The sequence below is a fragment of the Zhongshania sp. genome (assembly GCF_041623545.1).
Taxonomy (GTDB): Bacteria; Pseudomonadota; Gammaproteobacteria; order Pseudomonadales; family Spongiibacteraceae; genus Spongiibacter.
On the sequence record NZ_JBFJWS010000007.1, the window covers coordinates 16,218 to 34,154 of the forward strand.

General features: G+C 51.7%; 15 protein-coding genes. 10 read left to right on the plus strand and 5 right to left on the minus strand.

Annotated features, from left to right (window positions below; translation table 11 throughout):
* The first annotated feature begins 230 nt into the window (after positions 1-230).
* Positions 231-1,334 carry a PepSY-associated TM helix domain-containing protein gene (locus ABYT30_RS02165; protein ID WP_373081033.1) on the plus strand — a complete coding sequence of 368 codons (1,104 nt, stop codon included), beginning with the start codon at positions 231-233 and terminating at the stop codon, positions 1,332-1,334.
* A gap of 10 nt (positions 1,335-1,344) precedes the next feature.
* Here the strand turns inward: ABYT30_RS02165 and ABYT30_RS02170 are convergent, their stop codons facing one another.
* Entirely contained in the window at positions 1,345-1,752 is a 408-nt protein-coding gene (locus ABYT30_RS02170; protein WP_373081035.1) for a helix-turn-helix domain-containing protein, read from the minus strand.
* Positions 1,753-1,827: 75 nt separating this feature from the next.
* Between ABYT30_RS02170 and merC the strand changes: the two genes are divergently transcribed.
* Positions 1,828-2,235 (plus strand): organomercurial transporter MerC, encoded by a 408-nt coding sequence (gene merC / locus ABYT30_RS02175; protein WP_373095075.1) that lies wholly within the window; start codon positions 1,828-1,830, stop codon positions 2,233-2,235.
* A complete protein-coding gene (locus tag ABYT30_RS02180) occupies positions 2,232-2,444 on the plus strand; it encodes a GDCCVxC domain-containing (seleno)protein (RefSeq protein WP_373081037.1) in 213 nt (70 codons plus the stop codon). The genes merC and ABYT30_RS02180 overlap by 4 nt, the downstream gene beginning before the upstream one ends.
* Positions 2,445-2,450: 6 nt before the next feature.
* On the opposite strand, the gene ABYT30_RS02185 is transcribed toward ABYT30_RS02180, so the two are convergent.
* A complete protein-coding gene (locus ABYT30_RS02185; RefSeq protein WP_373081039.1) occupies positions 2,451-2,948 on the minus strand; it encodes a TIGR00645 family protein in 498 nt (165 codons plus the stop codon).
* A gap of 230 nt (positions 2,949-3,178) precedes the next feature.
* On the opposite strand from ABYT30_RS02185, the gene ABYT30_RS02190 reads away from it, so the two are divergent.
* Complete coding sequence (locus tag ABYT30_RS02190; RefSeq protein ID WP_373081041.1) at positions 3,179-4,132, plus strand: putative metalloprotease CJM1_0395 family protein; 954 nt, start codon at positions 3,179-3,181, stop codon at positions 4,130-4,132.
* Between the two features lie 62 nt (positions 4,133-4,194).
* On the opposite strand, the gene ABYT30_RS02195 is transcribed toward ABYT30_RS02190, so the two are convergent.
* Positions 4,195-5,508, minus strand: a complete 1,314-nt coding sequence (locus ABYT30_RS02195) for a DEAD/DEAH box helicase (RefSeq protein ID WP_373081043.1) — start codon at positions 5,506-5,508, stop codon at positions 4,195-4,197.
* Between the two features lie 257 nt (positions 5,509-5,765).
* On the minus strand, positions 5,766-8,213 hold the full coding sequence (locus tag ABYT30_RS02200) for a TonB-dependent receptor (protein ID WP_373095079.1): 2,448 nt from the start codon (positions 8,211-8,213) through the stop codon (positions 5,766-5,768).
* Positions 8,214-8,590: 377 nt separating this feature from the next.
* Between ABYT30_RS02200 and ABYT30_RS02205 the strand changes: the two genes are divergently transcribed.
* The 6 genes from ABYT30_RS02205 (at position 8,591) to ABYT30_RS02230 (ending at position 15,207) form a co-directional block, all read left to right on the plus strand.
* A complete protein-coding gene (locus ABYT30_RS02205) occupies positions 8,591-10,177 on the plus strand; it encodes a peptide chain release factor 3 (protein WP_373081046.1) in 1,587 nt (528 codons plus the stop codon).
* 161 nt (positions 10,178-10,338) lie between these two features.
* Positions 10,339-10,842, plus strand: a complete 504-nt coding sequence (locus tag ABYT30_RS02210; RefSeq protein WP_373095082.1) for a hypothetical protein — start codon at positions 10,339-10,341, stop codon at positions 10,840-10,842.
* A gap of 254 nt (positions 10,843-11,096) precedes the next feature.
* A complete protein-coding gene (locus ABYT30_RS02215) occupies positions 11,097-12,395 on the plus strand; it encodes a Glu/Leu/Phe/Val dehydrogenase (RefSeq protein ID WP_373081050.1) in 1,299 nt (432 codons plus the stop codon).
* A gap of 90 nt (positions 12,396-12,485) precedes the next feature.
* Positions 12,486-13,283 (plus strand): transglutaminase family protein, encoded by a 798-nt coding sequence (locus tag ABYT30_RS02220; protein WP_373081051.1) that lies wholly within the window; start codon positions 12,486-12,488, stop codon positions 13,281-13,283.
* Positions 13,284-13,384: 101 nt separating this feature from the next.
* The gene (rsuA, locus tag ABYT30_RS02225; RefSeq protein WP_373081053.1) at positions 13,385-14,104 is read left to right on the plus strand and encodes a 16S rRNA pseudouridine(516) synthase RsuA; all 720 of its coding nucleotides are present in this window, start codon (positions 13,385-13,387) and stop codon (positions 14,102-14,104) included.
* A 47-nt stretch (positions 14,105-14,151) separates the two neighbouring features.
* On the plus strand, positions 14,152-15,207 hold the full coding sequence (locus ABYT30_RS02230; RefSeq protein ID WP_373095111.1) for a methyltransferase: 1,056 nt from the start codon (positions 14,152-14,154) through the stop codon (positions 15,205-15,207).
* Positions 15,208-15,226: 19 nt separating this feature from the next.
* On the opposite strand, the gene ABYT30_RS02235 is transcribed toward ABYT30_RS02230, so the two are convergent.
* Positions 15,227-17,911: an AsmA-like C-terminal region-containing protein gene (locus tag ABYT30_RS02235; RefSeq protein ID WP_373095085.1), complete on the minus strand. Its 2,685-nt coding sequence runs from the start codon at positions 17,909-17,911 to the stop codon at positions 15,227-15,229.
* Positions 17,912-17,937 lie beyond the last annotated feature (26 nt).

Here is a 17,937-nt window from a genome sequence, read left to right on the forward strand (position 1 = left end):
ATGCACTGAGGTGTTAGCGTATGCCGCGATGTTGAATGACATCGCGGCTTTTTTTTGCCGTAACATATGTATTTTCCGGGTATTCACTAGGGCAGCACTAATTGCGATATGCAATAAAGCTGTGCCACTTCCGAATAAAGCGTAAAATCGGCGACCAAGATAATCGGCCGCAGTGATAGTTTTACGGTGCTGTCGCCCTATTTGCGCTCTTCAATTTAAGCTTCCTGCGAATGAATAAAATTCTGTTTAAAATTCATCGACTACTGGCATTGCTGATATGCGTGCCACTTTTACTTATCAGCGTTAGCGGTAGTATTTTGGTGTTTAAGCATGAACTGGATGCGCTGCTGATGCCCGAGCGAGTTCGTGTTGCTGCGCATAACAGTGAGCGATTGCCCCTTGACGTGTTATTACAGGCCGTAAATAAACTTTACCCCAATGTTGAAGTGACGGGTTGGCAAATGTTTGCTGATCCACAGCGAGCCGACTTGGTATATGTTATGGCGCACGGTGGCAGTACCTGGTCTTCAATGTTTGTCGACCAATATCAGGCGCAGGTTTTGGCAGCACCGGCGCCGCCGAAATTTTATTTCACCGACCTTGTTAGAACGTTTCATTATCAGTTTTTAGTGGGGGATGCTGGCTTGCTGCTGTGCGCTGTGATTGCAGTGCTACTCTGCGGGCAAGCGCTTATTGGCTTGATTCTTCATCGCAAGTTTTGGAAGGTTTTGTTTCGGTTTCGCCATCGTGCTCGGCCAATAATATATCTGGGCGACGGCCACAAGCTACTCGGTGCGATTGCATCGCCGGTATTACTGATACTGGGTTTTACTGGTGCATTCTGGAATATCAGCCAACTCAGTTATAGCCTTGCTAAACCGGCGTCGCCTGCTGCCCCGTATATTGTGGGTGAGCGGCTATATGATTCAGGGCTGTCATTTGATGAGCTATTAGCTGATGCGGGGCAGCGGCTCCCCGGTTTTAGGCCGAGTTTTGTCTCGCTACCCAGTAAGCCGGGCTATGAAATAAGTGTCCTAGGTGAGGTCAGTGGCCAGCATCCGCTGTATAGCGAATTTGCTAACGCAGTGCGTTATAACGCGCAATCAGGCGAGTTTACGGGGATGCGAGATTTGCGCTTAGCGGATACCACTTCACAGATAAAAAATAGTTTTAGGCGTTTACACTTTGGTGATTTCGCCGGCAACTGGAGTCGTGCTATTTGGGCTATATTGGGCCTTAGTCCCGTGCTGTTGATTGCCACCGGCATCGTCATGTGGCGCATACGTCGGCCACAGCGTTTGCGGCAGGCAACGAAGCAAAAACGTACAAATTAACCCGTGGCCCTTACGAGGACAGCACGTCAATTATGGGGCAGGCGGGCGATGTGTTGGCGTCGCACTGCTTAATCATTTCAGTGAGTGTTTTTTCCATTTTTTTCAAATCTTTGATTTTGGTTTTTATATCAGTCAAGTGGATCGCGGATAAATCGCGTACTTGGGTGCAGCTTTTTTCGGAGTCATCGCTTAGGTCGATCAGGCTTTTTATCTCATGCAGTGTGAAGCCAAGCTCCCGGCTGCGGCGGATAAAGGTCAAACTCAATACGTGCTCCTTAGTGTACATCCGGTGCCCGCCGGCACTTCTAGTCGGTGGCTTGATTAGCCCATAGTCTTCGTAATAGCGAATAGTTTCGCTGTTAACGTCGGTAGATTTGGCAACTTGCGCCCGAGAGTACGTGGTGGCTTTGGTGCTCATACAATACTTGACCCTGTAGCTGCTACAGCATTTATAGTCGTGCTGTGTCTGAATTGTCAATCTCGGGAGCTTAGTATGAGTAGTAAAATTCGCATAGCAGGCCAGGTCGGATTTGGTGGAGTTTTGGTCGCAGCGTTGAGTTGCGCTGGCTGTTTTCCGGCTTTGGGTGCTTTGGCAGGCGCTATAGGCCTGGGCTTTTTGAGCCAGTTTGAAGGTGTCATGATAAATAAACTCCTTCCGCTGTTTACCTTGTTGGTGCTCTTGATAAACGGCTATGGCTGGTTCCGGCATCGGGTTCATTGGCGTGGTTTGCTTTCGATTTTGGGACCAAGTGTCATTCTTGCGAGTTTGTACCCATTCTGGCACTACGCCTTGAGTAGTAATTTATTCTATGCCGCGTTGATATTGATGCTGGTGTTGTCAGTGGTGGAACTATTCAAGTCAGTTAAGTCTAGCTGTGCACTGCCGAGGGTTGAGCAATGAGTGAGTTAAAATTGGAGTCGACTTTATGCTGCCCATATTGCGCTGGGGAGGCGAAGGAGATAATGCCGGAGAACTTTTGTCAGTGGTTTTATGAGTGTAGGTTCTGTCGTGAGCTTATTAAACCTAAGCCTGGCGACTGCTGTGTATATTGCTCCTACGGTACTGTGAGCTGCCCACCAGTTCAGATGGGCAGCGCGTGTTGTGGATGAGGGCGTTCAGTGGCCGTGCCGCGTTAATTTATCAAGCATGCCCATAGCGAAGGCCGAAAGTACAAAGGTCAGGTGAATGGCCACGTACCAAAGCAGTTTGTCATTGTCGATTTTGTCGGCATTCATGAAAATTTTGAGTAAATGGATAGATGAAATAGCGACGATGGAAGCGGCGACTTTATTCTTGAGGCTGCCGGTGTCGAGTTTGCCGAGCCAGCTTAGCTTGTCGTCGTTGTCTTCTAAGTCTATTTGCGACACGAAATTTTCGTAGCCGGAGAACATCACCATTACCAGCAGGCCGCCTACCAGCGAGATGTCGATCAGGGAGAGAACGAGGAGTACGAGGTCCATTTCGGAGGTTTCAAAGATATGGGGCAGTACGTGAATAATTTCTTGGAAGAATTTGATAGCAAGCGCCAGCAATGCAAAGCTCAAGCCGAGGTAAATAGGAGCCAATAACCAGCGGGCAGAGTAGAGGATGCGTTCAAATACTTTTTCTAACATTGGACTAAAACCTTGTTTGAAAGGGAGAAATGCAGCGCGCTATTATAATGGAGTTTCCTTGCTGACTGGTAAATCTGCTTAAGCAAATATTACTTGGCGGAGACGTATTACCACGGTGGTGCTGGAGGTATACACATAATTGGTCTAAGCCGAGGGTCGTTAAAACTGGCTTATTCCCTTGAATGGGTTAAAATTAGATCAAATTTTGAGCAATTTCCGAGGCATCGTCAGTGGACGCTATTTCCACTTCTTCAGTTAGTCCGATAACTCGCTCGCAATCTAGCGGGGTGGGCCGTGTAGAGCTGCGTTCCCAGCCAGTTGGGCAGGGTTCACAGGCACTTGCGCCGGTAAAAAGCCCCCAGCCCCGGCCAATTAATGCCCCCGCTCAGGACGACAGTAAAAGTCGCAGCTTGGTCAAATCTGACCCTAATTTATCGATTTTTGCTGAGAGTGGGGTATCGCCTGCCCGTTTGGCGATATTGTCTGCGCCGCGCTTGTATGTCGCGGAGGCGCAGCAGAGTGATGATGGCGTGGTGTATAGCGTGACGGGTGCTGCTAATGGCGATGCTGCTAGCCGTAACGGCGAGGCAGAGAGTGAGGCGGTTGCTGCCGCGCCTGAAGCGGCAAAGCGTGTTGATGCGGCGGTACAGAAAGCGGAAGAGCAGCAAATTCGCGCTGAGGTGCAAGAGCTCTCTGCGCGGGATCGGGAAGTGCATAGGCATGAGCTTGCCCACTCGGTGGCAGGTGGTCGGTATACGGGCTCACCGAGTTATGAGTTCAAGCGCGGGCCAGACGGCAACACCTATGCCGTTAATGGTGAGGTGAGTATTGATATTGCTCCGGCCGCAACGCCGCAAGCGACGATTGATAAAATGCAAATTGTTAAGCAGGCGGCACTTGCGCCCTCTGAGCCAAGTAGTCAGGACCGCCAAGTGGCTGCACAGGCAGCACGTATCGAGGCTGAGGCGCGTCGCGAGTTGGCGTCAAGTTCGGCTGAAGATGAAAGCGCGGCGAGCCAGGGCCAGGCGTTGGCATCGGCAACCGATCGAAATCTCGCTTCTGATCGTGCTAGCGCTGATATTGCTGCAGTAGATATTAAGGCCCAGCGTTTGAGTAGCTTGTACAGCACTCATGGCAGCTCAATTGAGCGCGAGCCACTGAGCTTGTTAGACAGTCGCGCGTAATTGCTCCATTCACTTGGTTTATATGCAAAAAGCCCGCTGCATGCAGCGGGCTTTTTGTTTTATTACGAGGCTTTTGGCGCTGAATTGCGGCCTTGGCCAGCAGAGCGGCCGCGATTGCCGCCACCGGGGCGCCCTCGGCGCGCTGCGGGGTTAGCCGCTGGGCGTTGGCCGTCACGGTGCTCTACTCGCGGGCGATGCGGGCGAGATGCACCCGGTGCGCCTAGACGTGACTCTGGTAGTGGATTAACGGGCGTAAAGCCCTCGGGAATCTCTCTAGGCAGAACTTCTTTAATCAGGCGCTCAATGTCTGACAATAACTTGAACTCATCAGCGCAAACCAGGGACACAGCGTGGCCTGTTGCACCAGCGCGGCCGGTTCGACCAATGCGGTGAACATAGTCCTCGGGCACGTTGGGGAGGTCAAAGTTAACTACCTGTGGCAGTTGGTCGATATCCAAGCCCCGCGCCGCGATATCCGTAGCGACTAATGCTCGCACGTCGCCATTTTTAAATTCTGCCAGTGCGCGGGTACGTGCACCTTGGCTCTTGTTGCCGTGAATCGCGGCGGCTTTGATGCCCGCTTTATCTAGCTGAGTTGCTAAGCGGTTGGCGCCGTGTTTGGTCTTGGAAAAAATCAGTACCTGCTGCCAGTTATTACTGTTAATCAGGTGAGTCAGCAGGGCGGGCTTCTGATTTTTATCAACCGGGTAAATGCACTGCGTAACGGATTTGGCCGTAGTGACTTCTGGGCTAACCGAAATCTCAACTGGGTTATTAACCAAGCCCTTGGCGAGTTGACGAATGTCGCCAGAGAACGTGGCGGAAAACATCAGATTCTGGCGGCGCTTGGGTAATACCGCGAGAATTTTACGAATATCGTGAATGAAGCCCATGTCGAGCATGCGGTCGGCTTCGTCTAGGACCAGAATTTCCAGCTGATTAAATTTCACGGCATTTTGATTGTATAAATCTAACAGGCGGCCTGGAGTGGCGACCAGAACATCGACACCGCGGCGCAGCTTTATCATCTGCGGGTTAATTTTTACGCCGCCGAATACGACGGTGGAGCGCAAGGGCAGGTTTTTGCCGTACATAGCGACGTTTTCGCCAATCTGGGCGGCGAGTTCACGTGTCGGTGTCAGTATTAGGGCGCGTACTTGGTTGGCATTGGCGCGCTCGCCACGGGACAGTAATTCCAGTATAGGCAGGGTGAAGCCTGCAGTTTTGCCGGTGCCAGTTTGCGCAGCAGCCATGACGTCTCGACCTTCGAGTACGGCGGGAATGGCTTGGGCTTGGATTGCTGAGGGGGTGTCGTAGCCTTTCTCGGATACGGCGGAAAGTATCGGGGCGGATAAGCCCAGGGAGGTAAAACTCATAAAATCTATCATCTCATAATGTCGCGCGTCGCGGCGTGATGGCCGATGTCCTGATGACAGCGGGCGTGCAGCTTACGGGAAAAGCAAGTTTTGCGCCATAGAGAGATACCCCGATGCGACGGAATACCAGAGCTGGCGGGCATTTGGGGGTAGGAGGTGTTTTGAGGTGGGGGGTAAACCTAGTATTGGTTTACCCCAAGCTTGGATAGCGCCTAAGGTTGGGGTTAATGCGCCGTATCGTTGCCTATCGGTGAGTGTCAGTCGAAAGTCCATGCCATGCGGAGCCAGACTTGGCGACCAGCATCAATATTGCAGGCCAGTTCTTCTACGCCTGCGGAGCCGCGGCTATCGCCGCCGGTTTCTACGCCACCGTAAACCGCGCCATTGGCAAAGTTGGCGTTAACACAGTTACCAGAGGTGAGCTCGTCGCTAATATTGTTGATGATTAGCGCGGCTTCCCAGCGTTCGTCGCGGCCGCGCAGGGCGGCACTGGCATTGTGTTTTAAGTAGCTGTCCCACTGCATATCGTCGCGGAGTAGCAGGTTGGTGTAGTAGCTGCTCGAATACACGGTGTTCCAGCCCAGCGCCACACTCATGTCTTGCCAGATTGGCAGCTCATAACTGGCGCCAACGTTGGCTTGCCATGCTGGCGCGCGCATTAATTCCCCGCCGGAAAGGTCTTGAGCCGTAAACAAGCCGGTATTGCTGTCCATTAGGCGATTGCAGCCTTCCGAAATCATTTGCCCACCCCAGCACGGCGCGTTGTCAAACTCGCTGTATTCGCTTTTGTTGTAGTTGAGGGCGCCGTAGATATTTAAGTTGGGCAGCGCAATTGGCATATAGTTGGCGATTAGCTCCACGCCGTAGACGTCGGCACTGGCGGCATTCAATGTGCGAATGACGAGGGTACCGTCATCTTGGTTCTCGTTAGCGCCTACTTGTAAGTCACTGAATTGATAATAATAAGCGGCGGCTTCAATTTGCAGACTATTGTCGAGTAAACGATTTTTAAACCCGAATTCGCCACCGGCAATTTCTTCGTCGCCAAAGGCCACTTCGTCGCCCGCAGCCGGCATTAACACTGTGTCGAAGGAGCCAGACTTGAGGGCTTGTTTCAGCGCTGCGAAAACGGTCAGGGTATCGCTGGGTGTGTAGGTTAGAGTCAGTTCTGGCGAAATATCGCTTACTGACAGTGTAGGTGTGGCGGTATTGATCTGCACTCGTTCACCGGAGATGTCGTCCCAAACTTTGTGCTGGCGTTCTTCGTCGGTCCAGCGTGCGCCAAAGGCCAGCTCTAATTCCGGGGAGATATTCCAGACAATTTGGCCAAAAGCAGATATAGCTGCAATGTCGACAGTTTGGTAGCCGAGTTGTATTTGCGCGGGCAGTGGCACCACGTTTACCGTTTGACCTAATCCGAGCTCAAAGGGCAGCGCCACTAGCTGCTCTGGGCCAATGCTCATTGTGGTATTGCCGAGGACATTGTTGCGGTAACTCATACTCCCTTCTTGGTAAAAAATTCCGGCCGTAAAGTTCAGTGCGGCGGCGTAATCTGAGCTGAGTCGGAACTCTTGGGTGAAATCGTCGCGGGCAAAATCGGGATCGGCCACCACCGCGGCGGCGGCAAAGGTGCCCATTGTGCCGTTGATCATGCTGCTTTGGTCGAGTCGATAGAAACCGGTCACCGAGTTGAGTGACAACTCGGGATTTATATCGTACTTCAGATCCAGTGAGCCAAATTGCTGTTCAGTAAACAGAAAGGGCACGCCGCCGTTGCGGATGCCGATGAAGGCCTCGGGGCTTAGATCGACAATACGCAGCTTGTCGTCGAGCTTACAATCCTCACCGCCACCCAAAAAGGGGATGCCGGAAGGCGCGCTAACACCATCGGGGCAAGAGACAAATTGCAGGCCACCGCCATCGCCGTCAACTTTTGAGTCGGTGGCATTGAGTTTGAGTTTTGCTTGAAGTTGGTCGCTGGCTTGCCAAACTGTTGTTAGGCGGACAACCCACTCTTCCTTTTCTGCTAAGTTTCGGTACTTAGGTGTTGCCGCGCCGTATTCAGGGTCGGCTTGGGCTTCATTGCGGAAATAGCCATCTTGGCTGGTGAACGTGGCCGCAAGGCGCACTCCTAGCTTGTCGCTCACCGGCCCCGAAATCACCAAGTCGCTGCGGCTCTCCTTGGCGCTGGATTCATAACCGTGGCGGATGGAGGCGGTAAATTCGTCGCCCGGGTCAGCGGTGGCTATGGAAATTACGCCGCCAGGGCTGGCTTTGCCATAAAACAGGGCTTGAGGCCCTTTTAATACTTCAACATTGGCGAGGTCGAACATGCCTGCGGCATAGGCAAGGCCTTGGGTCATTTGCATGCCGTCAATATTGAGGGACACCGATTGATCGACGGTGGCATTGAGTGTGCTCGTACCCAAGCCGCGCAATGAGACTTGGCTGCCAAAGGACATGGTGGCAGAGCCGATCACCAATCCCGGCACGCGATCGGAGATGCCGTGAAGGTCGCCGACCGAATATTGCTCGATCTGTTCCTGGCTGACCACCGAGGCAATGACCGGGACTTTCATAATAGACTCTTCACGCTTGCGGGCGGTAACGAGGACTTCTTCTAGTTGCGCGGTGGCTGGTGCCGCATCAAGGGCCAATATGCTTGTAGCCACGGCGCTGAGCAGGAGGTGTTTAGTGCGAAACATACTTGTTGTTCCTAGATATTATTATTGGCTTGGGCTCAAGTGGGGGTAAGTCGCTGTGGCTAGCAAAATATCGCTGTCAGTCTTATTGCGCAAGCTTGTTGCGGTGTTACTTAGGAGGATTGCGGGCTCAGTCAATTTTCATTGTGTGCTAGGGCGGTTTGCTGGGTCGCCCGGGTCTGTCGACCGGGCAGCTACCTCAAAAATCAACGGTATTATAATTTCGTAAATATTGCTTGCGAGGCAGCGGATTTCGGGCTTGTTCGACCGCCGGTAGTGCAAGCCCTGCTCAAGTCCTTTAAACTCACGCCTCTTATAGATACAGGTAAGCCTTAATCCTGTATGTGACCCAAATCTGTTCAGCCAGAAGACCCAATTTCATGCCCGATATCAGCTTTCAGCAGGAAGTGGCCAAGCGCCGCACCTTCGCCATCATCTCCCACCCGGATGCCGGTAAAACCACTATTACTGAGAAATTGATCCTGCTTGGTCAATTGATTCAGGTAGCGGGTACCGTAAAGGGCAAGAAAAATGATCGGGCGGCGACCTCTGACTGGATGAGTTTAGAGAAGGAGCGGGGCATTTCGGTCACTTCCTCGGTGATGCAGTTTCCCTATAAGGGGCGGATTGTTAATTTACTTGATACCCCAGGGCACGAAGACTTTTCTGAGGATACCTACCGCACGCTGACGGCGGTGGATTCGGCGCTGATGATTATTGACGGTGCCAAGGGTGTCGAAGATCGTACCATTAAATTAATGAATGTCTGTCGCCTGCGGGACACGCCGATTCTCGGCTTTGTGAACAAGATGGACCGGGATATTCGCGACCCCATTGATTTGCTCGACGAGGTAGAGAGCGTGCTCGGCATTGCCGCCGCCCCTATTAACTGGCCGATTGGCATGGGTCGTGATTTTAAAGGGGTTTATAACCTCTACACCGACACTATTCATGTCTTTCAGCCCGGCAAGGGTTCAGTTGTTGCTGAAGATATCCGTATCGAGGGGCTCGATAGTGACGCCGCCCGTAAGTTATTGGATGATGAATACGATAATTTCCTCGAAGAGATTGAGCTGGTACGTGGCGCTAGCCACTTCTTTGACCGCGAGGCCTATTTGGCTGGTAAACAGACGCCGGTATTTTTTGGCACGGCGCTGTCTAATTTTGGTGTGCGTGAAATGCTCGACGGTTTTGTTGAGTGGTCGCCAGAGCCCTTAGACCGCCCGACCGATACTCGCGAGGTCAGCGCCAAAGAAGATACTTTTTCAGGCTTCGTCTTCAAAATTCAGGCCAATATGGACCCTAAACATCGGGACCGCATTGCCTTTATGCGTATTTGTTCTGGGACTTACACCAAGGGCATGAAAATGCGCCATGTACGCCTGGGCAAAGACGTGAAAATAGTCGATGCCGTGAGTTTTCTTGCGGGTGACCGTGAATTGGTAGAAGAGGCGGTGTCAGGGGATATTATTGGCTTGCATAATCACGGCACTATTCAAATTGGCGATACTTTTTCTTCTGGCGAGAATTTTAAATTTACCGGTATCCCCCATTTTGCGCCGGAGCTGTTTCGCCGCATTCGCCTGAAGGACCCGATGAAGGCTAAGCAATTGCAGAAAGGTTTGCAGCAGCTGTCTGAAGAGGGGTCGACACAGGTATTTATGCCGGAACGCAATAGTGACCTTATTGTTGGTGCTGTTGGTAATCTGCAGTTTGAAGTGGTGAGTTATCGCCTTAAAGATGAGTATAAAGTTGAGGCCATCTATGAACCGGTCAATGTCTATACGGCCCGCTGGGTTGAGTGTGACGATCCGAAAAAGTTTGATGAGTTTAAACGTAAGTGCGCCGACAACCTCGCCATAGACGGGGGTGGTCATCTGACCTATTTGGCGCCGACGCGGGTGAATTTATCATTAACCGAGGAGCGGCATCCTGAAGTGCGCTTCCGGTCAACACGTGAGCATTAATGTCATAAGCTTGCTATAAGCTGAACAGCGACTAGCTTGTGGGCAAAAAGTTGCGGTGAAAATTACGCTATACAAGACTTGTCTGAGCGCTGTGCTGACATACAATAGATCCCACAAAATGAGTTCAATAATTACTTTTGATAAAACAAAGGATTATCACAATGAAAATGAAAGAATTAGTTCTGGCTGTTAGCTTGGTTAGTTTGAGCGGCGGTGTAATGGCTGAAGGCAGTTTTTTCAGCAAGCTGGGTTTTGGTGGCAGCGCTAAGGCCGAAGAAAAAGCAGACGCCAAAGCTGATGCGAAGGTTAACGCCAATGTGAATGTTGAAACCAATGTTGATGAAAAAGCATCAAAAATGGCCGCCGAAGGCAATGCCAAAAGTGATGCAATGATTGCTGCCGCTGCTGAGAAAAAGGCCGCAGCCCAAGCTAAGCATGAAGAAGCTAAAGCGAAGCGCGAAGAAGAAAAAGCCGCAGCAAAAGCACGCAAAGCAGAGCGTGAAGCTCAGGCTGAAGCCGATGCCCAAGCGCGTGCTGAAGCTCGTGCAGAAACTAAAGCGAATGCCAAAGCCGCAGTCGAAGAGAAGAAGTCTGCACTGCGTAGCTTGACCAATATTAAGGTTAACGCGAGTGCTTCTGCGAATGCCGATGCCGCAGCAGAATAAACTCCGCTCAACATCTGCGTGATAGAAGGGGCCTTAAGGGCTCCTTTTTTATGCCTGTTCTGCGGGCAACAGCGGGATGGATCTTTAAATATTTATTCCTACGCTAACTCTCCTCCCCCCCACCAAAAAAATTGCATACAGCCCTACTCTCGAATACTTGCGCCTTCGGTCCGGAGATAGACATCAGTACCCATGCAGACTATGGTCAGTTGGATGGGATGTACCGTGCAGGCAGTAATTTTCAGGGGATGGTGATGCATACTATTTTCGATCAAGCGGTTGCTAGGTTGGTGTCGATGGGGCAGGTCGCGGGTATTGCCGATACGGTACTCGCGGGTTTGTCGCGACCCAAGGCGATGATGTATGCCTCGCTTCCTGTGCGCATGGATGACGGCTCGACCCAGTACTTCGACGCCTACCGCTGCCATTACAGTCAAATGCTTGGTCCCAGCAAGGGGGGGATTCGATTTCATCCTGGGGTAGATGATGGCGAAATGCGCGCGCTGGGTTTGTGGATGACGATTAAGTGCGCCGTAGTCAATTTGCCATATGGTGGCGCCAAGGGCGGCGTCGTTGTGGACCCGAAATTATTGTCGCGTATGGAGCTTGAGCGACTCTCCCGCGCGTATATGCGCGCAATGGCTGATTTTGTGGGGCCAGACCTCGATATACCGGCGCCAGACGTTTACACCAATGAGCGCATCATGGGCTGGATGCGTGACGAATATGAAGTAATCAAAGGTGGCAAATTTCCTGCAGTAATTACCGGAAAACCCGTCAATTTAGGGGGCAGTGAAGGGCGTTTTGAAGCGACTGGGCGGGGTGCGTTCTACTGTATCGAGTTTTTACGTGCCAAAAAGGGCCGTGTGCCCGAAGATTTGACCATCGCCATCCAAGGTTTTGGTAACGCCGGATACCATCTGGCGCGATTATTGGCCGAGGCGGGCTATAAAGTAGTGGCCGTGAGTGACTCTCAAGGCGGGATCTACTGTGCGCAGGGTTTGGACGTTGAGTTGGTTCACGAGCGTAAAATAGCGACGAATCAGCTCCACCCGAACTATCCTGAGGGCTCGGTCAGTCGCTGTGAAAACTGCGACAGCTACAAATCCATTAGCAATGAAGAGCTGTTGGCTATGGAGGTGGACATCCTCGTGCCCGCGGCCTTAGAAAACGCAATAACCAAGAATAATGTCGACGCTGTACGTGCCAAATGGGTGGTGGAAGTTGCCAATGGGCCGATTAGCCATGATGCCGATCAGGTTTTATTTGAGCGTGGTACTGTCGTTATCCCCGATGTGCTCGCTAACGCCGGTGGTGTGATTGTGAGCTATTTTGAATGGGTGCAAAATCGCGCCGGGTACCCTTGGTCGCTGCTGGATGTTCAAAGCCGCTTAAAGGAAAAGCTCGAAGCGGCATTTGAGGAAATGTGGCAGTTTCAGCACCAGAAAGAAGGTGTTAGTTTTAGGCAGGCAGCCTACGCCAAAGCACTATTGCACCTACAAGAAGTGTTTAAAATGAAAGGGACTAAGGAGTATTTTGCTAACGGAGATTGATTTTTAGCTTCTGAACTTCAATTTAACTAGTGTAGCTTTCGCGCTAGCGCCAGTCATTGATTCACTTAAGTTTCAAAAAGGATGTATCGCATGTGGCTACGCACCAGTTGTGAAATGAGCTTCGAAATTTCAGGGCCGACGCCATTCATCTTAATGCTGCGTTTACGCAGTGGACGTCAGCAATGGGTGGCGAGTGATGAGTACATGCTCACGCCGATTATTCCGGTAATGGAATTTACTGACGGCTACGGTAATCTCTGTCAACGATTGCTTGCCCCGCCTGGCCGTTTGACAATTTATACCGCTGCGGAAGTGATGACTGCCGACCAAATGGATCAGTCGCCGGGGGCGCCGTTTGTTGATATTGAGCAGCTGCCTGACGAAGTGCTTAGCTACCTGTTACCCAGTCGCTTTTGTGAATCAGACCGCTTTTGTCAGATGGCCACCGCTATTGTTGCCGGTAAACTTCTGGGCTACGACCAAGTTAAAGCGATAGAGAGCTGGCTGCGGAACACAATACGTTTTGAGCCGGGTAATAGCGAGGTACCTATTTCAGCGGTCGAGGTGAATTCACGGCAGTCGGGAGTTTGCCGAGACTTGTCACATCTCGGTATTGCACTGTGCCGCAGCCTGAGTATTCCGGCGCGCCTTGTAGTGGGTTATATGTACGGTTTAGAGCCTATGGATTTACACGCCTGGTTCGAAGCTTATGTTGGCGGGCGCTGGTATACCTTTGACGCCACTCAGGCGGAGCTCCGCAGTGGCTATGTGGTGATTGGCTATGGCCGAGATGCCGCCGATGTCGCGATTTATAATCAGTTTGGCCCTCCGGTGAGTCCCGTCATCAAAAATATACGTGTTGAACTTTTAGATAAGCACTACGTGTGAACTCTGCGGGCGCTTTAGTGATGTAGTGGATTCATCGCCTGCTTGATGCCAGTGCCCCCATACCCGACAATACTCGCCTTATTTTCAGAGCGGCCGGATTTGTGAGTAAAGTTAGCGATAAACCCATGCGCTTGGACCGTTATTTAGCCAGCGTGACCGATTACTCCCGCAGTGATGCCAAAAAGCTGATAAAAGCCGGTGAAATTACGGTGGATGGCATAGTCGTTCGTGATCCTGCCCAGGGGATTGCCATAGATGCTGAGGTGAGTTTAAGTGGTCACTCGCTGCGGGCAGCAGGTCCCCGTTATATTATGCTCAATAAGCCGCAGGGCTATATTTGCGCAGCGCGCGACCGTCGTCATCAGACTGTGTTGGATCTAATGGATGAGGATAATCCAGAGCGCCTGCACGTGGCTGGCCGCCTCGATATTGATACCACGGGCTTGGTCTTGCTTACCGATGACGGCAATTGGTCCCATGCGGTGACTTCCCCGCAGCGTAAGTGTTGGAAAAGTTATTATGTTGAAACTGCAGAAGTGATCACTGAGCAAACGCAGCTGCATTTTAGTCGCGGCGTATTCTTGAAAGACGATAAAGCCCGAACATTGCCCGCTGAGTTAGAAATTTTAGGAGAGCGAGTAGCTCGTTTAAAAATTTGTGAGGGGCGCTATCACCAGGTTAAGCGTATGTTTGGTGCCGAGGGTAATTTAGTTACCAGCCTGCATCGGGAGGCGATTGGCGATATCGTATTGGATGCCGATCTGGCTGAAGGCGAATATCGTTATTTAACGGCGGCCGAGGTTGCCAGTGTTCAAACATAGGTTTATTTGCTTTAGCCAGAGCCAAACTCGATGAGACACCCGTGACGATGAGCGAACAGTCAACTTCTTTCTCGCCAGATACCGCCTTAATGGCGCTGTATCAGCAGTTTTCCACAGCGCAAACGCCTCTGTGGTGGTTTGCCGATGAGCACGTGGCCGCGCAGCCCTTACCTGCTGCGCGGGACAATTGGCGCAGTTTTAGTAATCGCTGTGATATCGCTACGCTGTTGCAGGCAGCGGGCTACCCGGTCGAGCTGGGCGATTTTGTGTTGCCGCTGGATGCTGAACCACCGAAATCTGTTTGCTATAGGGTGTCTAAGGAAAAAGCACTGGTACATTATTTAATTAATCAGGCCTTGGCGGTGCTGCCTGTCGGCGGCAGTTTACACTTGGCGGGCCATAAAAATGACGGGTTACACAGCTATGCTAAAAAGGCTGCGGGGCTGGTTGGCGCTGTCGCCGAGATTAAAAAGCACAGCGGCGCGGCTTATATCGCCACAATTCATAAACGCAGCGAGCCTAGCGGGCTCCTACCTGACAGTGACTATACCCATATTCAAGAAATTGCGAGTTCACCGAGCTTGTATAGTAAGCCGGGAGTGTTTGGCTGGCAGAAAATCGATCGCGGTAGCGCATTGTTAGTAGAGCAATTGCCCGTATTTCTGGCCGGGTTTAGTCAGCAGCCTAAGAGCTTGGTTGACCTTGGTTGCGGTTATGGATTTATTGCAGTGATGGCGGCGGCGCAGCTCCCCGCGAGTCACTGGCTGCTAACAGATAATAACGCGACGGCGCTGTTGGCTGCGCATAAAAACTGCGATGTGCATGGGATTGACGCACAAATAGAATTGGCTGACTGCGCCGCTGGACTCAGCGGTCCCTATGACGCGGTACTGTGTAATCCGCCTTTTCATAAGGGCTTTGCGGTTGCTGGCTCGTTAACGGATCAGTTTATTGCGGCGGCCCACCGCTTGTTAAAACCCAAGGGGCGGGCACTGTTTGTGGTAAACCAATTCATCCCGCTGGAGCGCAAGGCGGCATTGTTTGCAAGCGCTGAGGTGCTTGCAGAGCATGAGGGATTTAAGGTTGTTTGTCTGAGTAAATAGGGCGCTTATGCACCAGCCCTCAGTGTTGAGGACTGGTCGTTTGTGCTGCTGACGCCGCAGGGACGACGACTGTATTACCCGCTTCCGGAGTGGCTTCGGGTAAGCGCGGCTTTAATAGTTCTTCTGGTAGTTCGTCTACCGTCGGAATCTCATCTATGGCGCCGTCACAGGCGCTGCCTGCGTAAATCGCCCGTTTCAGTAAGCCCTGCGCCAATAGTGATAGGCCACCGGTGTATACTGCGGCGCCGGTCGACAGACTAGAGGTAAACATCCCCGATGGGTCGGCGACAATTTTCGGTTTGCTAAAGGTGCCGCCAAGGCGGACTAAGCCCGCGGCGGCGCCGACATTGATGCCGACGCCGGTGCGGGCGATTGGCGATACCCCAAATAAGAGTTGTTCTTTGCCGAGATCAAAATGGCCGGTGCCGATAATTTTGGTTTGGGCGGTTTCTAAAGCAATGCCGTCGTCGCTGATGAATTTACCGTTCTTGCCATCAAAGTGAATGGCGACGCATTCGATCTCGGTGCTGGTTTTTTTCTCCGAAAACGGATTGAGCTTATCAATCGTTTCACTGAGTACGTCGGAGCCGATCAAATTCAGGGCATTGCCTTCAGCGACCAAGTCGGTGATTTTGACGTCTAATTTACCATTCATATTGGCGGCTAACAGATGGGGGCTGGCGCCTTGGCTATTCACATTTAAGCGAATGCCGCCCTTGCCGCCATTGATGCCGGCGGCTTTGCTTAAGCCAAGTTTGCCGTAATCTTCCGCATTCACGCTGAGCTTCAGGTCAATGCGAGCTTGGCTTTGAGTGCTGTCGAGTTTTAGCCGCAATTTGGCATCGCCACCGGCAAAGTTGATCGTGGTGTTTTTTAAATTTAGAACGCCAGCCTGCAGGCTGGGCTTGAGATTGGCTTTGCGAATTAAGGCGTAGCCGGTATCAATGTCCTCTAAGGCAATACCCACATTGGCGTTCACGCTCTGCATGGCGCTGAGGTCAATAGGGTCTTTGCTAATGAGTTTTTTACCTTTTTTAACGGGGTTAGCCGTTGTGGGGCTTGCTGCCGCACTCGGCGCATTGAGAAAGGCGAGGTCAATGCGTTTCAGCGTGATGTTGCCGTTAAGTTCGGCGACATGTTCCGTCGTGGCTGGGGAAAATTGTAAATCAAGCTCAGTGTTTTGCTTGCCCATGCTAGCACTGCCCTTGGCCTTATAACGGTCGGCCTGAGTTTGAATGTCGGCATTCAAGTTGACTGCGCCCGCTTCCTGGTAGGGCAGCTGAGCGAGTAGCCAGAGGGTTTTACTATTTTCGGCCTCTGCCTGCACCTTGAATTTGCTGCCGGCTATGCCGTTGACGTTAAGCTCGCCGTCGGCGCTGGCATTGAGGCCCAGCATGCTAAGTTTTAAGTTCATAGCTATATCAGCGGTTTCGGTGACCTTAGCGAGGGGCTTTACATCGAGATCGGCTGTAAATTGTTTAATTTCACGGCTAGTGGCCAGTTCAGTAATGCTCGCCGCTGTGAACTTGAGCTTGATATTTTCTTTTATGGCGATGTCACTGCTTAAGTCCTGCAGCTGCCAGCCAGACGCGCTGAGCGTGCCGATATTGAGTTTGAGGGCTAGCTGGCTTGTTTCCAGCCATGTCCAGTCGATGGGCGCTTCAGTGCCTGCTTCGCGGGCGTTCGTTTTTTGGTTTGCGCTGGTAGCTTCGGTTGTTTGTGCTGGCAGTAATTTGTCGACATTAATGGCTTTTGCACTCAGCGTTCCGCTCACCGCCGAATTGTTGGCATTGACCGTGAGTGCGCCGCGAATTTCGTCATCATTGAGCTTTAATTTGATGTCGGTGAATTCGTAATTTGGGCTTATGTTCAACTTGCTCACAAGGCGTATTTTCGGAATCGCAGGAATTTCGGCATTGGCTAGTGCCGCCAAATTGACCGCACTGCGCAAATCCAGTTTGAAGGTGAGTTCACTGCCCGCTAAATTGGGGGTGAGTATGAGCTTGCCGTCGCTGCTGAAATTGAGATCCTGATGCTTAAGGGCCAGGGAGTAGCCCAATGCACCGCTCTTGGGGTCGAACAGGGTGATACCGCTCTGCAGTTCAAAGTGCTGCTTCTGGTAGTCGAGGCCAATATAGAAATCACCGTTGCCGGCTTCGACCCGTTCACCGCTGACTTGCGGAAGGTGGACGTTACGCTCTACACCGGTTTTATCCCGCCACACTAGCTTGATATTCGTAAGGTTTATGCGATTAAAGTTAAAGTCACCCGGCAGGGTGGGCATGGCCGAGTCTGTTTCTGGTGGTGGCGTGGCTGTTTTAGTGCTGGCGAGTAGCTCGGGGCTAATCCAGTTAAAATCACCCGCTTCGTTTTGTTCTAGGCGAATGCTCAAGTCGTCGGCGTTAAGGGTCCAGAATGGCTTCTGACCAAAGGGGTTTTCATTGAGGCTAATATTGATATTGGCCAAACTTAGTAAGGCGGGGCGGGGCCAGTGGGGGTTGCGAATTTCTAGACCCTCTATCTCAATGCGCAATGGGTTTAGCTGTGAGCGTATATCATTGATATTGACCTCGAGCCCAGCAAAGCGCTGTGCGCCACTGCTAATTAAGCCACGCAATAGCTGTGGCTGAATTAAGACTGTGGCAATAGTGATAAGAGCAATAAGGGTAAGGACGCCGAAGGCGATTAGCGTTTTTTTCATCATGGTGTTGAATGTCGGCTCATGCGCAA